The sequence below is a fragment of the Roseovarius sp. E0-M6 genome (genome assembly GCF_037083845.1).
GTDB lineage: Bacteria > Pseudomonadota > Alphaproteobacteria > Rhodobacterales > Rhodobacteraceae > Roseovarius.
The window spans coordinates 108,491-127,093 of sequence record NZ_JBAPLA010000006.1; the positions used below are offsets into that span (position 1 = coordinate 108,491).

Below are 18,603 nucleotides of genomic sequence, written 5' to 3' on the forward strand. Positions count from 1 at the left end.
CATGGTCATGCTGCCTGTCCTCCCACTGATCGAGGGTGAGAGCACCGTTTCCTGGTGCTCTCGGCTCGGTCCGTTTCACGCCGGCCTGTCCGGTCCAGACTTCCTGAAGCTTATGCAGATCAGTCGCCAGAGCGTCGTCGACACGACCGATGACTGCATTGGCAGGCTGGCTGACCTCACCGGGATCGCCGCGGACCGCATACGGACCTCCGGCGTGCAGCGTGTCGGTGAGGCGCGCTTCAAGCATCGCGACGAGGTTTTCGGCATGCGGTTCGCGCTGCGCACCCATACGTCTTTCTGCCCGGCCTGCTTGCTGGAGGATGCAGATCCCGCTGGGCACAGCTCGGGGCAGCGCGTTGGCCGGATCGGCTGGATGTTCAGTCCTGTCAGAACATGCCCCCGGCACGGGCTTGTTCTTCATCGGCGCCCCAACAGCGGGTTTCATGAGCAGTTTCAGGACATGACCCTCGTGGCGCCGGACGATGCCGCCCTGGAGAAGCTGGCGGGCAATGCGCCGTCAGCGAATACCTTTGGCTTGCAGTCCTATGTCGAGCGGCGCTTCGATGGCGTGTCCGGTCCCGACTGGCTCGACACCCAGGATGTGGACCAGGCGACAAAAGCCTGTGAGATGCTCGGGGCCTGCCTTGTGTTCGGAGCGCATACCAACCTTGATAGGCTCTCGCTTGGTGATTGGTCGGAGGCCGGCAGCGCCGGATTCGAGGCGGCTCGCGATGGCGTCGACGGGTTGCGCAAGGCGCTTGAAGAGATTTCACGCGTGTCCTTTCGCCAAATTTCCAAGGGTGGCCCGCAAGCTGCCCTGAGTAGAATGTACCAGTGGCTGCAATTCAAGAAGTCGAAGACGGATCCCGGACCGATCCGGGATGTCGTGAGGGAGTTTGTTCTGGACACGATGCCGGTTGACCCCGGCAGCACCTTATTCGGCACTCCTGTCGATACGCGTCGCCGTCATTCGCTGGCCAGCCTGTCGCGGTCGACCGGTGTTCACCAGGCGACCTTGCGCCGGGCGCTGAAACTCACAGATGTTCTTCTGGCTGACGTGGACGCCGACGATCAGTTTACCGTCGACGCAGGGCAGGGGGAAAAGCTGGCCGATCGCATTTGCAATTCAATTCCGATCAGCAAGATCCCGGAGTACCTGAACTGCAATCGGACCCAGGCGCAGATGCTCGTGAAACGGGGCACCGTATCTCAGCTGGTGCCGGGTCTCGGCCGCGGCGGTGGTGTCCTCACCAAGGTGGCCGTCCGGGACCTCGATGATTTCATATCTCGCTTTCGGGCGCATGGGACACCGGTGTGCCAGGCAAGCGACGGAATGGTCGACGTCATCAATGCGTCCGAGATCGTGCGGCGACCGGTGATGGACATCGTTCAGCTTGTTCTGGATCGCAAGCTGACATCGCTTGAACTCTTGTCAGAAGACCTGGGGTTTCGTTCGGTACTGGTCTCCCCGGACGAGGTCCGCGCCGTGATCTCGGAACTTGAAGGCGAGATCGGTTTGTCCACGCATGATGTTGCCGCCCGTCTCGGAATATTCACATCCGGCGTCACACACCCTCGGACGAAGGTCGACAGGTCGGGTCGCCCGTTTCTCCCCTCACTCGAAACCGTGGCCTCGAGCGGCACCGTCCGTCATCGCTTCGCGGAAGAGGAACTGAAACGGTTCCAGGCGGACTACGTCGCGCTTGCGGATCTGGCCAGGGCGAGGGGCAAGGCCCCGAAGGTGGTCGCGATGGAGCTGCGGAAACTTGATATAAAGCCGATTATGAGGCGGGAACTCCTGAACGCTGCAATCTACAGGCGCGCCGATTTGTAGTCTCAGTTCCCGAAGATCTTGCTGAATGAAGCCGCCCAACCGGGCGGCTTTTTTGTTGCCTGATGCCTGTTTGGCAAGGCTAATCCTGAATTTGTTTGGCAAAACATTACCGCACCCCTTGGCAATAACGCCCGCCGACTTTGAGATCGAAAAAATTTGGCCTTTGATTTTATTGCATTTTTTCGATTTCAGATTTCGCGTTTGGCATAACTATGGCTGCTCTGACACTGATTGTGTCGTTGCCGTGACTTGGTGTGTTTGTGCGCGCGGTGTTTTGTTCAGCGGCAGTGGCGCGCGATTTCGCGGTTTAGCAGCCCCGTTTCGACAAGCTGACAGCGGTCGCGGGCCTGATAGTAATACCCGCGCGCATACCACATGACCGCGTCGTCCATGCTTCCGTCGGAAACAAGCCACGCGCCACGCAGATAGCGGACCGCGTATTTGAGGTTCGTCTCGGCATCGAGCAGGTCCGAAGGCGCGCCACGAAAGCCCATCTGTCCAGCGGTTTCGGGCAAGATCTGCATCATGCCGTAATAAGGTCCGTTGCGGGCGTGCGGACGGTAATCGCTTTCGCGCTGAATGACGCGGTGAACGAGCGCGCGGGGCACCTCGTTGGTATCGGCATACCTGTTCACCAGCAGCCGGATTTCCGGTGTTTCATTGGGGTATAGGTCGGGGCCGCTGGATGCTCGGTGCGCCACATCGCGGGAACCGCAGGCGGTGAGCGAGAGCATCAGAAACAAGACGGCAAGGCGGCGCATGGGACGGCTCCGGCGATTTCACTTGGTCTGTCATGCGCGTTTGGCCCGTTTCGAGCAAGATGTTTGCACAGCGGTTGGCGGGACTTTGCCATCTATCGGCGTCACAGGCCCGATTTCATGCGCAATTTGCGGATTTTTCGGTCTTCTTGACGAAACTCCTTCCCTCGGACCGGTGGGATTTTGTCATATTTCGCCGAAAGCTTTCGAATCCGGGCCTTCCGTGCCCCAGTTTAAGGAGATCTTCCATGACCCTTCCAGCCCAAGCGCGTGTCGTGATCATCGGTGGCGGTGTCGTCGGGTGTTCGGTGGCCTATCACCTTGCCAAGAGGGGCTGGAGCGATGTGGTTCTGCTTGAGCGCAAGCAGCTGACCAGCGGCACGACGTGGCACGCCGCGGGCCTGATCGGGCAGCTCAGGGCGTCGCAGAACATGACGCGGCTGGCGCGGTATTCGGCGGAGCTTTACCTTGGGCTCGAGGATGAGACGGGCGTGGCGACGGGCTTGCGGCAGGGCGGCTCGGTTTCGGTCGCGCTGACCGATGAGCGGCGCGAAGAGCTTTTTCGGCAGGCGGCGATGGCGCGGGCCTTTGGCGTGCCGGTGGAGGAGCTTTCGCCGCAAGAGGTCAAGGAGCGATACGAGCATATCAACCTTGATGGCGTCACCGGGGGCGTGTGGCTTCCGACCGACGGGCAGGCCGATCCGGCCAATATCGCGCTGGCGCTGGCCAAGGGGGCGCGGCAGAACGGCGCGCTGGTCAAGGAGCGTGTCAAGGTCACCGGGATCGCCCGCGAGGGACGGCGCGTGACGGGCGTGGACTGGGCCGCCGACGATGGCAGCGATCAGGGCCATATCGCGTGCGAGATGATCGTGAACTGTGCCGGCATGTGGGGCCACGAGGTGGGCCGCATGGCGGGTGTGAACGTGCCGCTGCATGCGTGCGAGCATTTCTATATCGTAACCGAGGGCATCAGCGGGCTGAGCCAGATGCCAGTGCTGCGGGTGCCGGATGAATGCGCCTATTACAAGGAGGATGCGGGCAAAATCCTGCTCGGGGCCTTTGAGCCGCATTCGAAACCGTGGGGCATGGATGGCATTCCCGAGAGTTTCGAGTTCGACCAGTTGCCCGAGGATTTCGACCATTTCGAGCCCATCCTCGAGGCGGCCTGCAACCGGATGCCGATGCTGGCCGAGGCGGGCATCCACACGTTCTTCAACGGCCCCGAGAGCTTTACCCCCGATGACGCCTATCACCTTGGCCTGTGTCCCGAGATGGACAATGTCTGGGTCGCTGCCGGGTTCAACTCGATCGGGATTCAGAGTGCCGGGGGGGCCGGACATGCCCTTTCGCAATGGATGGACAGCGGCGAGAAGCCGTTCGATCTGGGCGATGTAGATATCAGCCGGATGCAGCCCTTTCAGGGCAACCGGCATTACCTGTTTGAACGCTCGAAAGAGACGCTGGGCCTGCTTTATGCCGATCACTTCCCCTATCTTCAGAAGCGCACCGCGCGGGGCGTCCGGCGCACGCCGTTCCATCACCACCTGAAGGAGCGTGGCGCCGTCTTTGGCGAGGCCGCCGGGTGGGAGCGCGCCAACTGGTTTGCCGACGAGGGGCAGGAGCGCGAATACCGATATTCATGGCAGCGGCAGAACTGGTTCGGCAATGCCGCCGCCGAGCACAAGGCGATCCGCGAGGGGGTGGGTATGTATGACATGTCGTCCTTCGGCAAGCTGCGGGTCGAGGGGCCGGATGCGACCGCGTTTCTCAACCATGTGGGCGGAGGCGAATATGACGTGCCGGTGGGCAAGATCGTCTATACCCAGTTTCTGAATGTGCGCGCCGGAATCGAGGCGGACGTGACCGTGACGCGCCTGAGCGAGACCGTCTATCTGGTGGTGACGCCGGCGGCGACGCGGCTGGCCGATCAGACATGGATGGAGCGGCACAAGGGCGATTACCGCGTCGTGATCACCGATGTGACGGCGGGCGAAGGTGTGCTGGCCGTGATGGGGCCGAAGGCGCGCGAGGTGATGCAGGCGGTCAGCCCGAACGATTTCTCGAACGAGGTAAACCCCTTCGGCACGGCGCAGGAGATCGAGCTTGGTATGGGGCTCGCGCGGGTTCATCGCGTGACCTATGTGGGTGAGCTTGGCTGGGAAATTTACGTAGGTGCGGATATGGCGGGCCATGCGTTTGAAACGCTGTGGGAGGCCGGGCAGGCGCATGGGCTGAAGCTTTGCGGTATGCATGTCATGGACAGTTGCCGGATCGAGAAGGGGTTCCGGCATTTCGGCCATGACATCACCTGCGAGGACCATGTGCTTGAGGCGGGGCTGGAATTTGCGGTGAAAACCTCGAAGCCCGAGTTCATCGGCCGCGACGCCGTGCTGCGCAAGAAGGAAGAGGGGCTGCGCAACCGGATGGTACAATTCCGCCTGACCGATCCCGAGCCGCTGCTCTATCACAATGAGCCGGTGATCCGGGACGGAGAGATCGTGGGGTATCTCAGTTCGGGCAGTTATGGCCACCACCTTGGTGGGGCGATGGGGATGGGCTATGTTCCCTGCGCGGGCGAGAGCGCCGAGGAGGTGCTGGCCTCGAGCTATGAGATCGACGTGGCGGGCACGCGGGTGAAGGCAGAGGCGAGCCTGCGACCGATGTATGACCCGAAGGGCGAGCGCGCGAAGGCATGAGGGGGCTGCGGGAGGCTTCGGCCTTCGGGAAGGATGGTGGCGCCGGGCGGGGCGACGGTGTAAAGGGCGGGCATGACCGCCGCCACCGACTATGACCCGCCCGACGATCCGCTGACGGTTCTGCACGACGATCACGAGATCGTCGTCGTGGAGAAGCCCGCCGGGCTCTTGAGCGTGCCGGGCAAGGGCGCGCATCTGGCCGACTGCCTGCTCAGCCGGGTGCAGGACGTGTTTCCAACCGCGCTTCTGGTGCATCGGCTGGACCGGGACACGTCGGGGGTGATGATCTTTGGCCTCAGCCCCCATGCGCAGCGGCATCTGGGGCTTCAGTTCGAGAAGCGGCAGACCAAGAAGACCTATGTGGCGCGGGTGGCCGGGCGGATGGAGCCGAAGACCGGCACCGTCGATCTGCCGCTGACCGTGGATTGGCCGAACCGCCCGCGACAAATGGTGTGCCCTGAGACGGGCCGCGCGGCGCAGACGGACTGGCGGGTCATGAAGGCGCAGGAGGATGAAAGCCGGGTGCGGCTTTTCCCGAAGACGGGGCGCAGCCATCAGTTGCGCGTGCATATGCTGGCGCTGGGACATGTGATTCTGGGCGATCCGCTTTATGCGACAGGGGCTGCGGCGGATCATCCGCGGCTGATGCTGCATTCCGAGGAATTGCGCATCCGCCACCCCGACGGCGGCGAGGGCGTGAAGTTCAGGGCGAAAGCGCCGTTCTGAGCGGGTGGATGCCTTTGGCTTGATTCCGCACGGCGCTTCAACTCACAACGTCTGCCAAAGCAAGTAGGGTGGGCAATGTTGCCCACCGATGCACGGGTTTTGTGGTCGGGATGGTGGGCAGATTGCCCACCCTACGTTTGCCGGACAGCGTCTTCGGCTTTAATCCGCGCGGGGATCACTTCGCAACGATCGCCAAGCCCTATCGCCGTTCGCCTTATCAACAGCGCACCGCGGCCACCCCTTCAATAGACATCGCGTCACGCGCCGCGGTCGCGATCCGTGAGGTTGAGGCGGGCGGATTTGATCGGCGCGATCTGGCGGGCGAGGTCGGGGTCGCCCTCGACGAGGGTTTCAAGTTCATCGAGCCGGTTGGCCGCGATCAGGGTCAGCGCGTCGAGGCGGGGCGTGCCGTCGGCGTGGCGCGGCAGGGCCGTCACGGGCTGAACGAGGTCCGGCGCGGGATCGGGGGCCATGGCGCGTAGCGCATCTTCGCCGAGCGGTGTTTCGACGAAGGCATAGAGCCCAACCCCCTTGGCCGCGCGCGCATAGGTGCAAAACGCCACGCCGGTCACGTCGGGGTGGTCCTCCCACGCGGCGCGAAGCGCGGGGCCATCGCGTTCGATACGGTCCTCGGTGCCCTCTCCGTCGGACCAGTTCATGAGGCGCCGGGTGACGAAGTTGTAGCCCCGTTTTCCGGTGGCCATCCAGATGCGCGAGGGCAGGGATTTTCGCGCCAGCATCCGGTGCTCGGACGGGGTGAGCAGTCCGGGGGCATAGGCGCGCTTCTGCTTGAGGAGGTGGCGCAGGTCTTCGCGTGCCATGACGCGGAAGAGCCGACCCCGACGGCGATGCACCGAGGCGAGCTGAAAGTCGATCACGGCGGCGCGGCCTTCGGGTGTCGTGAGCCAGTTCTGGGGTTTGGCAATGTCGTTATGCGTGACACCCGCGCGGCGCATCTCGCGCAGGAGGCGGCGGGCGTCGGCATACCATGCGGGACTGTCAGGCTTGGCCAGTTGGAGCGGCGTGCCGCGTGTCCAGCTTCGCAAGAGTCCGGTGCGGTCGGCGCGGATCAGGACAGGGCAGCCTTCGATCCCCTGAACGGCGCGTAGGCCGCGGATTTCCTTGTGGGCGAGCCACCATGCGACGGGGCGCGCATAAACGGGGACGCCATCGAGCTTGCGCAGGACGACGGGAAAATCGGGCACACCTTCAAGCGTGCCCGACACCGTTTCCGAGAAGATGTCGCGCTTGTGCACGGTGTCGGGGATGAACCGGGCGTCAGCGGGCGGTGTCTGGGTCATGGGCGCGGGTGTAGCGGGGAACGGCGCCCGAGGGAAGTGCGGGGCGTGTCATACTCGGACCCAGTCATCGGGGAGGAGATCGGGGTTGGCGAGCTTTGGCGTGGCGAACCAGTCGCGCGGGGCGACGACGACCTTTCCGGGGTTCGGGTTGAGCCATGCGCCCCACCACGAAAAGGTCGAGTTGGCGATGACGTGATGCGCGCAGAGCGACATGAGCTGCATGTCATAATGGCCTGTCGCTTCGTCGTTGAGGTCGACGATGATCGTTTCGTGGCCAAGGGCGAGGTTGTGCCGGGCCCAGTCGGGATCGTTCGAGAAGACAAAGCAGGTGAGGTCGGCCCCGGTGGCGGCGGCGATATGGGCCGCGCCGTCGCGGTAATAGTCGGGCGGGCAGTGGGCATAGGCGCCGGTGGCCGTGTAATCGCCGCGCCGGACATGAAGCGAGACGGGGCAGGCGGCGCTGGCGATGCGCGCGGCCATGTCGGAATTGGCGGGATCAAGCGGGGTGGTGAACGCAAGATCATCGCGCAGCTGGTCAAGGATCGGCTCAAAATACCGCTGCGACTGCCAGTAGCCGTGCAGGTAGGTGCCGCGCGGCAGATCAAAGAAGCCCGGATCGAAGGCCAGCGTGCGTTCGCGGTGAAAACGTGGTGAGCGGCCGAAGAGGCGCCAAAGCGCATAGGCGGCAAGCCCGTCCTGCTTGGCCGGGGGGAGCGCCACGTCGCGGCGCATCCGGGCCTCGGCGAAATGGGTGAAGCAATCGCCTCGGTCGCGGCTTCCCGAAACGTAGCGCGCGTCGACCATCAGGTCGCAGCCCAGATGATCGGCCAGAGCGCGGCCGGCCGCATATTGGAAAAGCTGATTTCCCGCGCCCCCGAAGAGGCGGGTGGTGATGACATCGGAGGGGCGGGTTTCAGTCATTGGTGGGCTCTGGAGCGGGAGAATGACGCGCGGCACGGGCCACCGCGCGGCGATACAGGCCGCGACGAAATTCGCGGCCGAGTTTTTCGGCGAGGGACTTGCGCGCGCTCTGGATCGTCGAGCCATCGAGCAGGTCGGCGATTTCCGAGATGCCCGACGGGTGGATCATGGCGGGGCGCAGTCCGGTTTGCCAATGTGATTGCACGAAAGTGTCGACCGGACGGTCAAAGACCCTTGAAACTTCGAGGAGCTGTGCCGCCGCGTCGCGGCTAACCAGTTGGGCGGTGGTGCGCAGGCCGCCAACGGTGGGCAGGAGCAGCCTGCAAGGCGCATTGGTGTCGATGAGACGTGCTGATGAGCGGGGTGGACGGGTCTGAAACTGAATATAGCCGAGGTCGGTGATATTGGCCTGAGCCAGCGACAGGGCCTTGTCGAACATAGCGGGTTCAAGGCCCGCGTCATCTTCGATGATCAGGGCCGCGTCGATGTCGCGGTTCTGCATCTCGGCCCAGATTTGTCGGTGCGAGAGAAAGCAGCCGATCTCGCCCATGCGGAGCGGGAATGGATATGCGGGCGCAAAAAGGCCCGCGTCAACGCGGGCCTCAAGCTCACCGGCGGGCATCGCCTTACCGTCCACGGCGGGCCAGATTTCGGCGGGCACGCCGCAGGTGTCGCGCAAGGTCTGCGCATTCTCCCGCCGCGCGGTAGCGCGCGTGAGGTGCAGGATGAACGCACAGAGCCGCACGGGCTTCAGGCGCTTTCGGGCCAGCCCGAGACGGCCTTGACCTCGAGAAAGTCCTCAAGGCCCCATTTTCCGCCTTCGCGACCGTTGCCGGACTGTTTCATCCCACCGAAGGGGGCGCCCTGACCGCGGCCCTTGCCGTTCATCTCGACCATGCCCGAGCGCAACGACAGTGCAGCGCGCTTGAGCCGCTCGGGATCCTGTGTCTGAACATAGTTGGTCAGGCCGTAGGGTGTGTCATTGGCGATTTCATAGGCGTCCTCTTCGGAGTCGAAGGCCATGATCGCGAGCACGGGGCCAAACACCTCTTCGCGGGCAATGGTCATGTCGTTCGTCACGTCGGCAAAGACCGTGGGTTTGACGAAAAATCCGCGATTGAGGCCATCGGGGCGACCCGTGCCACCGGCGACGAGGCGCGCGCCCTCGTCGATGCCCTGCTGGATGAGATCCTGTATCTTGTTGAACTGAACCTCGTTCACGACCGGGCCGATATGTCGCCCGGATTGATCGGCAGGGCCCACCTCGACCGACGTGGCGATTTCGGCCGCGACCTCGACTGTCTGGTCGTAAATCTCGCGCTCGACAAGCATCCGGGTGGGTGCGTTGCAGGACTGACCGGAATTGTTCATGCAGTGCAGGACACCGCGTTTCACGGCCTTTTCATCGGCATCCGCGAACACAAGGTTCGCGCCTTTGCCGCCCAGTTCGAGCGAGACGCGCTTGAGCGTGTCGGCGGCGGACTTGGAGATCAGTTTCCCGGCGCGTGAAGAGCCCGTGAAGCTGACCATATCCACGTCTGGATGCGCCGTCAGTTGGCTTCCGACGCCGGCGCCATCACCGTTTACGAGGTTGAAGACACCAGCGGGGATGCCCGCCTCGTCGACCATTTCGGCGAAGAGCATTGCGGAAAGCGGCGATTCCTCGGACGGCTTGAGCACCATGGTGCAGCCCGAGATCAGACCGGCCGCGACCTTGAGCGAGATCTGGTTGAGCGGCCAGTTCCAAGGCGTGATCATCGCGACAACGCCGATGGGTTCGTGCACGATGCGGTCATTCGGCGCATGATCGCCCAACGGTTTGATCCAGTCGAACTCACGCGCGGCCTTGATGAAGCCGTCCATGTGCCACAGGGCCGCGCCTGCCTGGCTGGTGTTCGACATGTCGATGGGGGCGCCCATTTCGAGGCTGATGGCCTGACCCATGTCCTCGGTGCGTTTGGCGTAGATCTCGCGCAGACGCTCGACCGCCGCGATGCGCTCTTCCACGGGGGTATTCATCCACCCCTTGAACGCGTCCTTGGCCGCGGCGACTGCCGCGTCGGTGTCGGCCTGCCCGCCGAGCGAGATCGTCGCGCAGGGCTCTTCGTTCGAGGGGTTGATCACGTTGTGATCGGTGCCGGCCTTGGCGTCGGTCCATTGGCCACCGATATAGAATTGCTTCTTCTCGATCATCTCGAGGCTCCTTGACTAAATTGGATGCTACCGGAGAGCAACGGCTGCTCCGGCAAGTTTGGCGCCACATTGTCACCGCTCGGGGGAAGGGGCAAGCGGATGGGGTGCAAATCGAGGCGATGCTGCTTATCTTGGGGGTGGAAATGACCGAATCCCACCAATCTGAAAGGAGCTGTGCCATGGCATTGCGCATCAATGATGAAATTCCGAACCTGCATGTGACCACCGATCATGGTGATATCGACCTGCATGACTGGGTTGGCGACAGCTGGGCCATCCTGTTTTCGCACCCCAAGGATTTCACCCCGGTCTGCACGACCGAATTCGGCGCTGTGGCCAAGCTTGCCGATGAATGGGAGAAACGTGGGACCAAGGTCATGGGCGTTAGTGTCGATGGTGTCGAGGACCACAAGAAATGGAAGAACGACATCGAGAAGGTCGGCGGCGCCACGGCCGGTTTCCCGATCATCGCTGATGACGGGCTTGACGTCTCTAAAGCCTTCGACATGCTACCCGCCGAAGCCTATCTTCCCGACGGGCGCACCCCTGCCGACAGTGCGACAGTGCGCAGCGTGTTCATCATCGGACCGGACAAGCAGGTGAAGCTGATGATGACCTATCCGATGACCGTGGGCCGGAATTTCGGTGAGATCGTGCGCGCGCTCGACGCGCTTCAGACCTCAACCGGGAAGGGCGTTGCAACCCCCGCCGACTGGACCATGGGCGAAGATGTGATCATCCCGCCAAGCGTGAGCGATGAGGACGCCAAGGCCAAGTTCGGCGAATACGACGCTGTTCTGCCCTATCTGCGCAAGACCAAGATGCCCGTGTGATCGGTCGCGCATAGAAGACGCGTCTTATTCCCTTAAGCGGTGCAGGCGCGACTTGGGGACAATCACGAGGCGGCGCACCCTTGCCGGGGTGCGCCGCCTTTTCGTTTGAGCAAATGCCTGCACGGCCACGCGCGAATGAGGCATTCGGGATACAGCCAGAGCGCGAAAGAGACTGCGTGGCTTGTCAAGCTGGCGGTGGCCGGGTTCTTTGGCATCACCACTGCTTGAGACGTCCGTGCTGGGGGAGGGCGCAGACGATGATCGCCAACGAAACCCCGGACCTTGCCGATGCGCTTTGGACCGCCACGGCGCGGAAGGCGCCCGACTGTCCGCCGCTCGAGGGTGATAGCGTTGCGGATGTGGCGGTGATTGGTGCGGGGTTTACCGGGCTTTCGGCGGCATTGCATCTTGCGGCACGGCGCAAGCGGGTCGTGGTGCTTGAGGCGGAGACGCCGGGGTGGGGTGCATCGGGTCGCAATGGTGGCCAGATCAATCCCGGCCTCAAGCTTTTGCCAGAGGACGTGATCGCGCGGGCCGGACGCGCGGCGGGTGAACGGATGGTTGCCACAGCTGGCGCGGCGCCTGATCTCGTGTTCGAGCTAATTCAGCGCTACGGTATTTTCTGCGACGCGGTGCGCACCGGGTTTCTCAGGGCCGCACATGTGCCCCGCGCGATGCAGTTCGTGACACGTCATGTGGAGCAGTGGCAAGCGCGCGGTGTGGCGGTCGAGCCGCTGAATGCCGAGGCAATCCGGGCGCATCTGGGCGGGGGCGATTACGTTGGCGGGTATCTTGATCCGCGCGGCGGAAAGCTGCATCCGCTCAATTACGCGCTGGGACTGGCCGAGGCCGCGATCCGGGAGGGGGCGGCGATCTATGGGCAGACGCGGGTTTTGCGCCGTGAGGCGACCGGTGGGGCCCATCGGCTCGTAACCGCACGCGGCACCGTGCGGGCGCAACGGGTGATCATCGCCACCAACGGATATAGCGACGATGTCGCGCCGATCGTGCGGCGCAGTGTGGTGCCGGTGACCTCCGTGCAGGTGGCGACCGCGCCGTTAGCCGATGATATCCGTGCCACGATCCTGCCGGGAGATCAGACCGCAGCGGACACGCGCCGCTTGCTTTACTATTTCCGGCTGGATGCCGAAGGACGGTTCCTCATGGGAGGGCGCGGCGGCCTCTCACCGGAGGAAAACATAGATCAGCAAGCGAAGCTGCGCGTGGCGAGCTTGCGACTTTTCCCGCAGTTGGCCGATGCGGACTGGGCCCATGCCTGGGGCGGGTCCGTGGCGGTAACGCCTGACGGTCTTCCGCAGTTGAACGAGATCGCGCCGGGTGTGATCGCGGGGCTGGGGTATAACGGGATCGGCGTTGCGATGGGCACGGCAATGGGGCGCGTTATGGCCGACTGGGCCACCGGCACAGCGCCTGAGGCGCTCGATTTTCCGATGACACCGGCCAAGGCAATTCCGTTCCATGGGGCCCGTCGCACCGGTATCCGCCTCAAGGCCATGCTTTATCGCAGGCTTGATGCGCGCGGGCTGTGAGGTGATCCTGACCTTGGTGTTGCACGGGTGGGTAAAACGCAGGCCGGGCAAAACGAAACCCCCGGGGCGGGGCCGCGGGGGTCTGTTTTTCTGTCCGGAGCTGAACCTTAGAGAAGGCCTTCGCGCTGGGCTTTCTTACGTGCCAGTTTACGGGCACGGCGGATCGCTTCAGCTTTCTCGCGCGCTTTCTTCTCGGACGGCTTCTCGAAATGTTGCTTGAGCTTCATTTCCCGAAACACGCCTTCGCGTTGCAGCTTTTTCTTCAGGGCACGAAGCGCCTGATCGACATTGTTGTCGCGAACACTGACCTGCATGTGGTGTCACCACCTTCCTAGTTAAAGTTGCGATAGATTGCAGGAACCCGCGATATAGCAACGCCCGGGCGGCATGTCCAGTGGGTCGGCATGCTCTTGCTCGCCAGAGTGCCGAAGGTTTTTTGGCGCGCGCTTCTCGGAACATAGGAAGTGTGGGTTCTGTTGGATCAATGACAGCAGAAGAAGGGAGACCTCTCATGCCGACCAAGGGAATTATAATGCTTTCAACCGTGCTGGCCAGCGGCGTGCTTGCCGTTTCGGCAAGTGACGCGCGGGCGCAATCACGCTGTGGCGCCAGCTATGAGGTGGATGCGGGTGATACGCTTTACAGCATATCGCAAGCCTGCCGGGTGTCGCTGGCGCGGATCATGAATTTGAACCCCGGGCTGGGAAACCCGCGCGACATCTCGGTTGGTCAAGATCTGCGTCTGGTGGCCGGGACGCAGAGTGCGCCGGGCGGTAGCGCCGGGCGTGATGGCCGCCGTTACGAGGTGCGCGAAGGCGACACGCTTAACGATATCGCGACGCGGTTCGGCGTGTCGGTCTTTGAGTTGATCGCCCAGAAGGGTGATTTCGACCCCTCCGAGCTTGATGTCGGACAGGTGATCGGAATCCCCGGTGACGGACCTGATGGCACGGTGTCGATCACGCCGCGCAGTGGCACACCAGGCAGCATGATCACGGTCGAGGCCGAGGGGCTGAGGCCAAACGATTATGTGACCATCGGGGCCGGACCGCGCGCGGCCGAGTGGAAATCCTTGCGCGAGATTCAGACCGGCAGCGACGGTGCTTTGCGGGCGCGGGTGCCGCTACCGGATCATGCCGATCCGGGTGACGTGTTCATTTTCGTGGTCGATACTGACCGGGGTGTGACCTTCAAATCTGAGCCCTTCGACGTGGTCGCGGAGGCGCCCGCCCAGATGACCCTTGAGGGGCGTGTCGAGGATGGGGTGGAGTGTCCGGTTCTGGTCACACGGGACGGTGATCGCTATGCGCTGGCTGGCAGCAACCCACCTGTGACGGTTGGAGAGTATGTCGAGATTTCGGGCGTGCGCGACCCCAGCTATTGTGCCGAAGGTCTGACCACTGTCGATGTCTATGACATTGAAGAAGTGGCGTCGCCGGGGGATGGGGGCAACGATGGTAACGGTATGACCCTTGAGGGGCGTGTCCGCTCGGGGGTCGAGTGCCCCGTTCTGGTGACGCCCGACGGTGACCGTTACGCGCTTGCGGGGGATGAGCCGCCGGTGACCATCGGGGAATATGTGGAGATCACGGCCGATAAGGTCGAGATGTCCTTTTGCATGGAGGGCCGAGCCACGCTTGACGTGACGGACCTGCGCGAGGTGTCGCCGCCCGCGCGTGACCGCGACCCGGACCGCGCCGGAGGGGTTGCGCTGACCCGTGACTACATGATCGGGGCGTGGACCGCGAAGGGTAGCGATTGCAGCCGACCCGATTTCGACGTGACGCGAACCCCGACGGGGGCCCTCACCGTTGAGACGTCGCTGAACGGGGCGCCGCGCACCGGGTTTGTCGCGCTAGGCGATGATCCGGCGTTTATCTTCGATCAGCCGCGCCGCGAGTTCGACCTTGAAAGTCGCGGACCGGATGGCGTGGCGGTGATGCCGCCAAACGGCGGCGCCGTGCAACTGGGTGGCCGGGACATCTCGGGCGATGGAGTGGTCTACGTAAGCTGTGGATGACGCGAGACGTAAGGTGATGACATGCCCAACTGAGCGGTCGGCCGCTAGGCGTGCAAATTGAGCGCGCCTAGCTGATCGTATCGTGGCAAAAAAATTCTGCGCACGCCTGTTCAGTATGCACCGCTTGCATGCTGAATTTGATGTGTCGAACGGATAAGGAACCTGCGCAATCTTCCCTGAGCGCCCCCTGCGTGTCAGAGCGAACGCAGAAACTTGGACAGCACCGAAATGGCCAGCCCCATGTCATTCGCTGACGCGAATTCTTCGGGTGTGTGGCTGATCCCGTCGCGGCAGCGGACGAACAGCATGGCGATCGGACAAAGATCTGCCAGTGCCGATGCGTCATGGGTCGCGCCGGATGGAAGCGCCAAGCCGCGGAGGCCGACCGCGCGAGCGGCCGTTGAAAGGTGGGCGGACAATGTTTCATCACAAGGCTGAGCGACTTGGCTGTAGGTCAGTTCGGCTTCGATTTTCAGGTTGTGTTGCGCCGCGACTGCCTGACTGAATCGGTGCAATGTATCGCCTGCGTCTCGGCGGGTGTCATCGTCTGGGGACCGGAATTCAGCCGTCATGCGAACAGAGCGTGGCACCGCGTTGACGACATTCGGCTCAACGGTCAATGCGCCGACCGTCGCGCGCAAACCGGGGGTTTCTTGCCCCAGCCTGTTCACTTCGGCGACGATGGCCGCAGCTCCGACAAGCGCGTCGCGCCGGTTTTCCATTGGCAGGGTTCCTGCATGACCGGTCTCTCCGGTTAGGGTGATCAAGTGGCGTTCGATGCCGCAGATCGCAGTGACGACCCCCACAGCCTCATCTTCGGTCTGAAGCACGGGGCCTTGTTCGATATGTGTTTCGAGAAAACCGAGCACGCCATTGGGATCTCGTGCGAGCGCGCTGATCCGGTCGGGAACAAGGCCGAAAGACGCCATGGCGCCGCGCAACCTTGTCCCCTGAGCATCCTGCATGGACAAAACCGCGGGATCGAATGTGCCGGCCAAGGCCCGTGATCCGATGAGGGCGGTCGGAAAGCGGACGCCTTCTTCATCGGCAAAGGCAAGAACCTCGACAGAGAAAGGCAGGTCTATCCCGTCAGAGTGCAGTTTTTCCATCGCGAGGATGGGCAACACGACGCCCATGATCCCGTCAAAGGCACCGCCGTCACGCACCGAATCCTGATGCGATCCTATCAGGAAGGTGCCGGATCCCGGCGGGCCTTCCTTGCGGCCGATCAGCGTTCCGGCGTCGTCGAGAGTGACCGTCAGGCCCGCCGTTTCCATATGGGGTGTCAGCAGATCGAGCGCCGCGCGATGTTCCGGGGTGAAGGGCAAGCGCGTCACGCCCGGTCCGGGTTCGGATATTTCCGATACCTCCGCCAAAATAGCGGCGGCGCGTGCGCCTTGGTCAGTCAAGTGTCCGCTCCTTGTCCGTGAGGACGGGCACTTGACGGGCCCAGTCGGCATAGTCGCCCGTCGTTGCGTGGTCGAAAATCTCTTCCAGCGTACCGATCGGATCATCGGGATGATGATCAATGCGCAGGCTCATGGGGGGGCGGTCAGGGTGCAGAACCAGCATTGCCGCCGACAAAAGCCCGCGGAAATCTCCGCCCGCCTCTCGGGCCGCTGTCAACGCGCGCAACAAGCGGCGCTCAAAAACCTGATCGGAGGCGGTAAACCCCTCGACCATGGCGGGCAGCACGCCCTCACCGCCCAGCATGTTGCCCGACGCGATTCCGCCCGAAAAGACGAGGCTCCCCTTCAGATCTTGGTTTTCCGCGCCGGTAAAGGCCGCCGCGTTGCCGTGCAGGTCAAGCGCCGCCAGTTGCCGGTATTCGCGGCCAGTGTCAGACGACACGATCTGGTGAACGGCCTGCTCGGGTGTCACACTGTTCCGCATAAGCTCAAGCACATCGTCCCCCCAGAAGGTCGATGGCGAAGCGCCCTGACTGGCGGACATACCTGCAAGGAGATCGCCACGAAGCACCCAGCCGCCGACACAAAGGCTACCTGTGGCCGCGGCGCCGCCGATGGCGCCTGTTTCGGCATCGCGTGCAAGAATTGAAAACGTCATGTTTCACCTTGGTCGGTTTCTTTCCATTTATCATGATAAATTGACCAATGCAATTTATCATGATAAATAAACGCCCAGAACTTCAACAGGGAGAACTGAAATGACGCTACTTTCCTGGACCCGCCGAGGTCTTCTGGCTGCTGCCGGAGCCGTCTTTGTCGCAGGTGGCCTGACCGCACCGGCAACGGCCCAAGCGCCGCCGGGCGTTTTGATCGTCGGGCAGATTGCCGAACCCAAATCGCTTGATCCCGCAGCGGTAACCGCGGTCAATGATTTCCGAATTCTTGTGAATGTTTACGAAGGCTTGACCCGGTATAAATCCGGCACTCTGGAAGTTGAGCCGGCGTTGGCGACCAGCTGGACCATCAGTGAGGACGGCACCGAATACACCTTTACGCTGCGCGATGGCGTGACGTTCCACGACGGCACACCGTTCAACGCCGAAGCGGTGAAGTTCAACTTCGACCGGATGCTCGACGAGAATCATCCGTTTCACGATACCGGGCCCTTCCCGCTCAGCTTCTTCTTCGGCGCGGTCGAAGAAACGGAAGTTGTGGACGACATGACTGTCAAGTTCACGCTGAACGCGCCCTATGCCCCCTTTCTGTCGAACCTTGCGTATCCGACCGGCCTGATCGTCTCTCCTGCCGCGGTTACTGCGGACGGTAAGGACTTCGGGCGCAATCCGGTCGGCACCGGCCCGTTCGAATTCGCCGAATGGCGTTCGAACGAGGCTGTGGTGGTAGAGCGTAACGACGCGTATTGGGGCGAAAAGGCGGGCACGGAGGCTGTGGTGTTCCGCCCGATCACGGATGCCAATACCCGCGTGGCCGAAATGCTGGCCGGGGGCATCGACCTGATGGTCGAGGTGCCGCCAACCTCGCTTGGCCAATTCTCGGGAGACGGTTTCTCGGTCGCTGAACAGGCCGGGCCGCATGTATGGTTCCTGATCCTGAACGCCAAGGAAGGCCCCTTTGCCGACAAACGCGTGCGCCAGGCTGCCAATTATGCGATCAACAAAGAGGCGATCGTGAACGACGTTCTGGAAGGCACCGCAACCGTTGCAGCCGGTCCGACACCACCTGCCTTTGCCTGGGCCTATAACGAGTCGCTTGACCCCTATCCCTATGACCCGGAAAAAGCCAAGGCGCTGCTTGCGGAGGCGGGTGCCGAGGGGGCGGAGCTGACCTTCTTCGTCACCGAAGGCGGTTCGGGCATGCTTGATCCGATTCCAATGGGCACTGCGATCCAAGCCGATCTTCAGGCGGTGGGACTGGATGTGACAATCGAAACTTACGAGTGGAACACTTTCCTGGGTGAGGTGAACCCGGGGCTCGAGGGTAAGGCGGACATGGCCGAAATGGCGTGGATGACCAATGACCCGGACACGCTCCCCTATCTTGCGCTGCGCTCGGAAGCCTGGCCCGACAATGGCGGGTTCAATTCGGGGTATTATGCGAATCCGAAGGTCGATGAACTGCTCGAAGCGGCCCGCACAGCCACCGATCAGGACGAACGCGCGCGTCTTTACCGCGAAATGCAGACCATCGTGCAGGAAGACGCGCCATGGGTGTTTGTCGCCAACTGGAAACAGAACGCGGTGACAAGCGACCGGGTCGAAAACTTCGGTCTGGAACCGTCGTTCCTGTTGCATCTCAAGAATGTCGTCAAAAACTGATGCGAAACCTTCCGAGGCCGGGCGCA

15 protein-coding genes are annotated in these 18,603 nt (G+C 62.8%); 7 read left to right on the forward strand and 8 right to left on the reverse strand.

Annotation, left to right across the window (positions count from 1 at the left end; translation table 11 throughout):
• The first annotated feature begins 1 nt into the window (after position 1).
• Positions 2–1,834: a TniQ family protein gene (locus V8359_RS14700; RefSeq protein WP_336429787.1), complete on the forward strand. Its 1,833-nt coding sequence runs from the start codon at positions 2–4 to the stop codon at positions 1,832–1,834.
• A gap of 278 nt (positions 1,835–2,112) precedes the next feature.
• On the opposite strand, the gene V8359_RS14705 is transcribed toward V8359_RS14700, so the two are convergent.
• Positions 2,113–2,595, reverse strand: coding sequence for a lytic transglycosylase domain-containing protein (locus V8359_RS14705; protein ID WP_336429788.1), 483 nt, complete (start codon positions 2,593–2,595; stop codon positions 2,113–2,115).
• 245 nt (positions 2,596–2,840) lie between these two features.
• Here V8359_RS14705 and V8359_RS14710 point away from each other — a divergent pair, with 245 nt between their 5' ends.
• Positions 2,841–5,288: a GcvT family protein gene (locus V8359_RS14710; RefSeq protein WP_336429789.1), complete on the forward strand. Its 2,448-nt coding sequence runs from the start codon at positions 2,841–2,843 to the stop codon at positions 5,286–5,288.
• Positions 5,289–5,360: 72 nt separating this feature from the next.
• Entirely contained in the window at positions 5,361–6,014 is a 654-nt protein-coding gene (locus V8359_RS14715; RefSeq protein WP_336429790.1) for a pseudouridine synthase, read from the forward strand.
• 257 nt (positions 6,015–6,271) lie between these two features.
• On the opposite strand, the gene V8359_RS14720 is transcribed toward V8359_RS14715, so the two are convergent.
• The 4 genes from V8359_RS14720 to V8359_RS14735 are packed head-to-tail and all read right to left on the reverse strand — an operon-like array spanning position 6,272 to position 10,429.
• Complete coding sequence (locus V8359_RS14720) at positions 6,272–7,315, reverse strand: serine/threonine protein kinase (RefSeq protein ID WP_336429791.1); 1,044 nt, start codon at positions 7,313–7,315, stop codon at positions 6,272–6,274.
• 48 nt (positions 7,316–7,363) lie between these two features.
• The gene (locus tag V8359_RS14725; RefSeq protein ID WP_336429793.1) at positions 7,364–8,236 is read right to left on the reverse strand and encodes an alpha-1,2-fucosyltransferase; all 873 of its coding nucleotides are present in this window, start codon (positions 8,234–8,236) and stop codon (positions 7,364–7,366) included.
• On the reverse strand, positions 8,229–8,981 hold the full coding sequence (locus tag V8359_RS14730; RefSeq protein WP_336429794.1) for a glycosyltransferase family 25 protein: 753 nt from the start codon (positions 8,979–8,981) through the stop codon (positions 8,229–8,231). Before V8359_RS14730 ends, V8359_RS14725 begins: the two co-directional genes overlap by 8 nt.
• 5 nt (positions 8,982–8,986) lie before the next feature.
• On the reverse strand, positions 8,987–10,429 hold the full coding sequence (locus tag V8359_RS14735; protein ID WP_336429796.1) for an aldehyde dehydrogenase family protein: 1,443 nt from the start codon (positions 10,427–10,429) through the stop codon (positions 8,987–8,989).
• Between the two features lie 179 nt (positions 10,430–10,608).
• Here V8359_RS14735 and V8359_RS14740 point away from each other — a divergent pair, with 179 nt between their 5' ends.
• Both V8359_RS14740 and V8359_RS14745 read left to right on the forward strand, forming a co-directional pair.
• Positions 10,609–11,262 (forward strand): peroxiredoxin, encoded by a 654-nt coding sequence (locus V8359_RS14740; protein WP_336429797.1) that lies wholly within the window; start codon positions 10,609–10,611, stop codon positions 11,260–11,262.
• A gap of 257 nt (positions 11,263–11,519) precedes the next feature.
• Positions 11,520–12,812: an NAD(P)/FAD-dependent oxidoreductase gene (locus tag V8359_RS14745; RefSeq protein WP_336429798.1), complete on the forward strand. Its 1,293-nt coding sequence runs from the start codon at positions 11,520–11,522 to the stop codon at positions 12,810–12,812.
• Between the two features lie 107 nt (positions 12,813–12,919).
• On the opposite strand, the gene rpsU is transcribed toward V8359_RS14745, so the two are convergent.
• A complete protein-coding gene (gene rpsU / locus V8359_RS14750; RefSeq protein WP_005614280.1) occupies positions 12,920–13,126 on the reverse strand; it encodes a 30S ribosomal protein S21 in 207 nt (68 codons plus the stop codon).
• Positions 13,127–13,323: 197 nt separating this feature from the next.
• On the opposite strand from rpsU, the gene V8359_RS14755 reads away from it, so the two are divergent.
• Complete coding sequence (locus tag V8359_RS14755) at positions 13,324–14,832, forward strand: DUF5818 domain-containing protein (protein ID WP_336429799.1); 1,509 nt, start codon at positions 13,324–13,326, stop codon at positions 14,830–14,832.
• Between the two features lie 194 nt (positions 14,833–15,026).
• Here V8359_RS14755 and V8359_RS14760 read toward each other — a convergent pair whose 3' ends face one another.
• A complete protein-coding gene (locus tag V8359_RS14760) occupies positions 15,027–16,241 on the reverse strand; it encodes a M20 family metallo-hydrolase (protein WP_336429800.1) in 1,215 nt (404 codons plus the stop codon).
• Positions 16,234–16,899, reverse strand: a complete 666-nt coding sequence (locus V8359_RS14765; RefSeq protein ID WP_336429801.1) for a DUF1028 domain-containing protein — start codon at positions 16,897–16,899, stop codon at positions 16,234–16,236. Before V8359_RS14765 ends, V8359_RS14760 begins: the two co-directional genes overlap by 8 nt.
• A gap of 100 nt (positions 16,900–16,999) precedes the next feature.
• Between V8359_RS14765 and V8359_RS14770 the strand changes: the two genes are divergently transcribed.
• Positions 17,000–18,577 carry an ABC transporter substrate-binding protein gene (locus V8359_RS14770; RefSeq protein WP_336429802.1) on the forward strand — a complete coding sequence of 526 codons (1,578 nt, stop codon included), beginning with the start codon at positions 17,000–17,002 and terminating at the stop codon, positions 18,575–18,577.
• Positions 18,578–18,603: the final 26 nt, after the last annotated feature.

Coding starts and splice junctions, on each gene's coding strand:
- V8359_RS14700 (WP_336429787.1), top strand. CDS start 2: ATGGTCATGCTGCCTGTCCTCCCACTGATCGAGGGTGAGAGCACCGTT.
- V8359_RS14705 (WP_336429788.1), bottom strand. CDS start 2,595: ATGCGCCGCCTTGCCGTCTTGTTTCTGATGCTCTCGCTCACCGCCTGC.
- V8359_RS14710 (WP_336429789.1), top strand. CDS start 2,841: ATGACCCTTCCAGCCCAAGCGCGTGTCGTGATCATCGGTGGCGGTGTC.
- V8359_RS14715 (WP_336429790.1), top strand. CDS start 5,361: ATGACCGCCGCCACCGACTATGACCCGCCCGACGATCCGCTGACGGTT.
- V8359_RS14720 (WP_336429791.1), bottom strand. CDS start 7,315: ATGACCCAGACACCGCCCGCTGACGCCCGGTTCATCCCCGACACCGTG.
- V8359_RS14725 (WP_336429793.1), bottom strand. CDS start 8,236: ATGACTGAAACCCGCCCCTCCGATGTCATCACCACCCGCCTCTTCGGG.
- V8359_RS14735 (WP_336429796.1), bottom strand. CDS start 10,429: ATGATCGAGAAGAAGCAATTCTATATCGGTGGCCAATGGACCGACGCC.
- V8359_RS14740 (WP_336429797.1), top strand. CDS start 10,609: ATGGCATTGCGCATCAATGATGAAATTCCGAACCTGCATGTGACCACC.
- V8359_RS14745 (WP_336429798.1), top strand. CDS start 11,520: ATGATCGCCAACGAAACCCCGGACCTTGCCGATGCGCTTTGGACCGCC.
- rpsU (WP_005614280.1), bottom strand. CDS start 13,126: ATGCAGGTCAGTGTTCGCGACAACAATGTCGATCAGGCGCTTCGTGCC.
- V8359_RS14755 (WP_336429799.1), top strand. CDS start 13,324: ATGCCGACCAAGGGAATTATAATGCTTTCAACCGTGCTGGCCAGCGGC.
- V8359_RS14765 (WP_336429801.1), bottom strand. CDS start 16,899: ATGACGTTTTCAATTCTTGCACGCGATGCCGAAACAGGCGCCATCGGC.
- V8359_RS14770 (WP_336429802.1), top strand. CDS start 17,000: ATGACGCTACTTTCCTGGACCCGCCGAGGTCTTCTGGCTGCTGCCGGA.